This window comes from Candidatus Binatia bacterium, from assembly GCA_036382395.1.
Classification (GTDB): domain Bacteria; phylum Desulfobacterota; class Binatia; order HRBIN30; family HRBIN30; genus JAGDMS01.
The window spans coordinates 1-5,233 of record DASVHW010000448.1; the positions used below are offsets into that span (position 1 = coordinate 1).

Consider the following 5,233-nt stretch of genomic DNA (forward strand, 5'->3'; position numbering starts at 1 on the left):
CAGCGCCATAGCGGGGATCGCAAGGCCGTCCGCCACCGAGCTTGAACGGAGGATGCGCCGGAGTGCTTGTAGGGTAGGGGACTTGATGCCTATGAAACGTGAATTCGGCAGGGACTTCAGGGGCGTGCTGAGCGCTTTGACTTGTGCGGGTGTTGACATGCCCGCACACGCAATCCGGACACCCGACTCGAGGCAACTGATCAGCGTACGCGCAATCTCGCTTTGCGTGTCGGGCCTCCCCCCGAGCACATGGAGATCGTCGATCAGCAGGACGTCGAGCTGGCGATACTCCCGACGGCGCTCGTCAAGGCGGTCCTGGCGCAGCGCCCGGACGAACTCATCCCTCAATTCCTCGGCCGTCTTGAGGGCGAGGTGGGTCGCTGGGGCCCGATCAATCACGGCGTTGCCGATCGAATGGAGGAGATGTGTCTTGCCGACGCCGGGCCGACCATAGAGCCCGATAAGACGCGGGGCAGTCGGGCGAGTTTCGGCAAAGGCCCAGCATGCCCGATGTGCCACGGCGGCCCCTGGCGTGATGACAAAGCGATCAAACGTGAAGTGTGGGTTGAGTTGCATCGATGCCTCGCGCGGCGTGTGGTCCTACGTCTTTCTCAACTCTTGTGGCAGATCCTACCACACGCGGAGAAGAGAACATCTCGCCTTTCAGCGCCTCGGTCAAAGGCTTCCCCAGATCCACCGCGGCGCCGTTCCGCTCCGCGAGCGCGCGGCTCGCCCGAATGCCCGGTGACGCACCCATCCGCGCCCCAGGCGCACCCAACTCACTGAACGATGTTTTGCCCGAAAATGGAAAACCCCGCGACTCACTGGAATCGCGGGGTTTTGTGAAGTTGCGGGGGGAGGATTTGAACCTCCGACCTTCGGGTTATGAGCCCGACGAGCTACCGGACTGCTCCACCCCGCTACACGAACCGGTGTGATGGATAGCGGCGCCCCAGAGGGAAGTCAACCGCAGAAATTCTGGTTCCGGTCGCACGCGTAGGGGCGACCGGCCGGTCGCCCCTACATCAGCCCAACCCAACGGCGTGGCGCAGTTTCTGCACCTCGCGCTCCGTCAGCTTGCGATGCTGGCCTGGGGGCAGTTTGCCGATCGACAGGGGACCGAGACGGATGCGCGCGAGTTTTTCCACCGGGCAGCCCACGCGCTCGCACATGCGGCGGATCTCACGCTTGCGTCCCTCACCGAGCGTGATTTCCAGCCACGTTTTGGCGTCGCTGCCCCGAACGGCGTGGACCTCGGCGGGCGCCGTCGTCCCCCCTTCCAGCCGCACGCCGGCCGCCAGTTGCGCCAGCGCTTCCGGCGTCGGCCTGCCTTTGACCTTCACCCGATAGGTCTTGCGCACGCCGTAGCGCGGGTGAGTCAGTCGCAGCGCCAGCTCGCCGTCATTGGTCAACAGCAGGAGGCCGGAGGAGTGGAAGTCCAGACGTCCTACCGGAAAGACGCGGGCATGGACGCCTGGCAGCAGCTGACGGACGGTGGGGCGCCCTTCCGGATCGGAGAGCGTCGTCACCACACCAACGGGTTTGTGCAGCAGAATGTAGAGGCGTTCGTCGGAAAGGTGGAGCGGGCGGCCGTCAACCGTGATGCGATCCGTCCGTGGGTTCGCTTTCGTCCCTAGCTGGGTCACCACCTGGTTGTTCAGGCGCACACGACCCGCCTGGATCAGCTCCTCCGCCTTCCGCCTCGACGCGATCCCCGCCTGACTCAGGATCTTCTGCAGGCGCTCCTCCGTCTTCGGCGCTTTGGCAGGCTGCGGCGGCCTCGGCGCCGGCCTCGGTTTCGGCCTCTGTGGTGGTCCACTCCTGCTGCGCGACTTCCGTACTGGTTCCTTCATCATCTGTATCCGGGGCCGGGCCCAACTCCTTCAACGACGGCAGCTCGTTCATGTCCTTCAACCCGAAGACTTCCAAGAATTCGGGTGTGGTGCCGTACAAGAGCGGGCGTCCCACCGCTTCCTTGCGGCCGGCAATCTTGATGAGCCGCCGCGACAGCAAGGTGCTCAGTACGCCATCGACATCGACGCCGCGGATGGCCTCGATCTCGGCCCGCGTCACCGGTTGTTTATAGGCGACGATGGCCAGGGTTTCCAGTGCGGCGCGGCCCATGCGTGCCGGTTTCTCCCGAAAGATCGCCCGTACCCATTCAGCGTTCTCGCGCGCGGTACGAAACTGGTAGCCGCCGGCCACCTCGCGGAGTTGAATGCCGCGCTGGCCGGGTGCGTACTCTTGCATCAGCCGCACAACGGCGGCCTGCACTTCTTTGCTGGGCGGACCGGCAAGGATCTCCACCAATCGGCGCAGACTGACCGGCGCCGCAGCCGCAAACAGGACACTCTCGATGATCCGTTCGATCCGTCCGCAGGCCGTCTCGTCTGCGGCCGGCGGGACCTGGTCGCCCTCCGCGTCGCCCGCTGCGGCTTCTTCGACGATCTCCGCGTCGCCAGTCGCGACTTCGGCGGCCGCGCTCTCGGCCTCGGACACAACCGTCGGTTCACTCACTTCGGTTTCGTCCATCCTCCCCTCCTTCCGCCACCGCGCTGCGGTCGTACTCGTCCACCGACTCGAGCGAGACGGCGGCCACATCGGTCACCGCCAGTTCGATCACAATGCGCCCGTAGCGCTCCTCCTGCGTGGCACGCGCGGCGCCCATCTTCATGAGTTCCAGCAGCGCCAGAAAGGTGATGATGACGTCGAAGCGGCTGGCGTCTTCGTCGAACAGACTGTCGAAATCGAGGCTGCGCGCCACACTGAGCGCCTGCAGCATCGTGCGCACGCGGTCGCGCAAGGAAATGCGCTCGGTGACGATCTCGTGGACCGCCTCGGGTCGCAGCCGTTTGAGGACACTGCGAAAGGCATCGAGCAGCTCCCACACCGTCACCTTCAGGAGCGGCAGTTCGCCGGGCTCTCCCGTCTCTTGCGCATCCATCACCGGCTCGCGCGCGAACACGTCGCGTTGCAGCAGCGGTCGCTCCGACAACGCCAACGCGGCTTCGCGATAGCGTTGATACTCCAGGAGCTGGCGGACCAGGTCGGCGCGCGGGTCGGCTTCCTCTTCTTCCTCCTCTTCCTCCGAGGGCGGCAGGAGCATGCGGGATTTGATCAAGGTCAAGGTCGCGGCCATGACCAGGAACTCGCCGGCGACGTCCAGGCTCAGCCCCCGCATCACCTCCAGGTACGCCAGGTATTGCTCCGTGATCGTCGCGATGGGGATGTCGACGATTTCGACTTCGCTTTTCTTGATCAGGTGCAGGAGCAAATCGAGGGGGCCTTCAAAGACAGGCAGGCTGACCCGATACAGCCCCCGTAGGCGCGCCGGGACAGTCGCCGTGTCGTCTGCGGCCGTCTGGCTCGTTGCTTCGCCTTCGTCAGCCATCGATGCCCTCTCCACACCTCTAGCGTTTGGGTGATCGCCTCACCACGTTTTACGTTTCACGTTTCACGTTTTAGGGAGACGCGTAAAACGCAACTCGTAAAACGTATTTCGACCGATCGCTCAACCTCCCAATCCCATGGCCTCCCGGACTTCCTTCATGGTTGCGACCGCCGCTTCCCGCGCCTGTTCGTTCCCGTGCTCCAGGGCTTCTAGCACTGCTGCTGGGCGTGCCTCCAGCTCGGCGCGCCGCTGACTCATGGGTCCCAGCTCGGCAACAACGTGCTTGATCATGATCCGCTTGCACTCCAGGCAACCGATGCCGGCGGTGCGGCAGCCTTTGCTGACGTACTCGATTTCCTCCGGCGTGCAATAGATGCGATGCAGGCTGAAGGCCGGACAATCGAACGGCTCTCCCGGATCCGTGCGCCGTGCGCGGCGCGGGTCGGTTATCATGCGGCTGAGCTTCTGGTCGATGACCTCGGGCGTGTCGGACAAGAACACGGCGTTATTGTAGCTCGTGCCCATCTTGCGGCCGTCGGTACCCGGCACCTTTTGCGCCTCGGTCAGCAAGGCGTCCGGTTCAGGAAACACCGGGCCATACAGGTTATTGAAGCGGCGCGCGATCTCGCGCGTCAGTTCGACGTGGGGCACCTGATCGATGCCGACGGGAACCCCGGTGGCCTTATACATGAGGATGTCGGCCGCCTGCAGCACCGGGTACCCGATCAGGCCGTAGTTGAGAGTGGTCATCGCCGCTTCGTCTTCCGTCTGCAGCAGCCCGAGTTCGCGCGCTTGCTCCTTGATCGTAGGGTTGCGGAGCAGCCATGGGGTGGGAATGATCATGGAGAACAGCAGGTGCAATTCGGCGTGCTCTTTGACCGCCGACTGGCGAAAGATCACCGCCTTCTCCGGATCGAGGCCGGCGGAGAGGAAGTCGATCATCATGTCGCGGACGTTGCGTTCGATGTCTCCGGTGTCCTCTTGGCGCGTGGTCAACACGTGCCAATCAGCGATGAAGAACAAGCAGCGGCGTTCGTGCTGCAAACGGATCCAGTTGCGCAAGGCGCCGAGCCAGCGACCGAGGTGCAAACGGCCGGTGGGTCGCATGCCGCTGACTACGATACCGGTTGATTCGGCGGTCGTCGTGGCGTTCATCACAGCAAGGCGTGCAGGAAGAGCCCGATCACCGGGCCGATCACCGAGTCGAGGACATTAGTGGCCATCAGGGCGATCACGATCATGAAGCCGAACGGCTCGAGCCGGGCAAAGGCGATCGCCTGCGCACGTGGCAAGAGACCGGCAAGTACCCGGCCGCCATCGAGCGGAAGGATCGGCAAGAGATTGAAGACGGCCAAGACCACGTTGATGACCACACTGTTCTGCGCCATCAAGGCCAGCGGTGTGAGCACCGCGACCAGCAACCCGGCGAACGCCCCTTCGGCGGGCAAGCGCAGCTGCAGCAGCTGTTTGAAAAACAGCGCGCTGATGACTGCCAGGATGAGGTTGGTCAGGGGCCCTGCCGCGGCCACCAACACCATGTCGCGCTTGGGGTTGCGCAGGTTGGCGAAGTTGACCGGCACCGGGCGGGCGTAGCCGAAGAGGAACGGTGCGTGCGCCACCACCAGCATCAACGGCAGGAGTACGGTGCCGATCGGATCGATATGCGGCAGCGGATTGAGCGTGAGCCGCCCCATGCGTGCCGCAGTCGGGTCACCGAGCCGGTTGGCGACCATGCCGTGCGCGATTTCATGCAGAATGATGGCGGCCAGCACCGGCAGCGCCCATACGGATACTTGTTGGATAAGAGGTCCCACGTGGCGACAGAGGTAGCAGAAACCCGCG

6 protein-coding genes and 1 tRNA gene are annotated in these 5,233 nt (G+C 64.2%); all 7 read right to left on the reverse strand.

Annotation, left to right across the window (positions count from 1 at the left end):
• Positions 1-576 (reverse strand): DnaA/Hda family protein (locus VF515_22045; GenBank protein ID HEX7410313.1); only part of this gene is annotated, 576 nt, incomplete at its 3' end.
• Between the two features lie 272 nt (positions 577-848).
• Positions 849-922: transfer RNA gene (locus VF515_22050), tRNA-Met, on the reverse strand.
• Positions 923-1,025: 103 nt separating this feature from the next.
• Positions 1,026-1,712 (reverse strand): pseudouridine synthase, encoded by a 687-nt coding sequence (locus VF515_22055; protein HEX7410314.1) that lies wholly within the window; start codon positions 1,710-1,712, stop codon positions 1,026-1,028.
• Positions 1,594-2,532 (reverse strand): SMC-Scp complex subunit ScpB, encoded by a 939-nt coding sequence (gene scpB, locus VF515_22060; protein HEX7410315.1) that lies wholly within the window; start codon positions 2,530-2,532, stop codon positions 1,594-1,596. Before scpB ends, VF515_22055 begins: the two co-directional genes overlap by 119 nt.
• Positions 2,510-3,391, reverse strand: a complete 882-nt coding sequence (locus VF515_22065) for a segregation/condensation protein A (GenBank protein ID HEX7410316.1) — start codon at positions 3,389-3,391, stop codon at positions 2,510-2,512. The genes scpB and VF515_22065 overlap by 23 nt, the downstream gene beginning before the upstream one ends.
• Before the next feature lie 120 nt (positions 3,392-3,511).
• Positions 3,512-4,546 carry a tryptophan--tRNA ligase gene (gene trpS, locus VF515_22070; protein ID HEX7410317.1) on the reverse strand — a complete coding sequence of 345 codons (1,035 nt, stop codon included), beginning with the start codon at positions 4,544-4,546 and terminating at the stop codon, positions 3,512-3,514.
• On the reverse strand, positions 4,546-5,205 hold the full coding sequence (locus VF515_22075) for a site-2 protease family protein (protein ID HEX7410318.1): 660 nt from the start codon (positions 5,203-5,205) through the stop codon (positions 4,546-4,548). The genes trpS and VF515_22075 overlap by 1 nt, the downstream gene beginning before the upstream one ends.
• Positions 5,206-5,233: the final 28 nt, after the last annotated feature.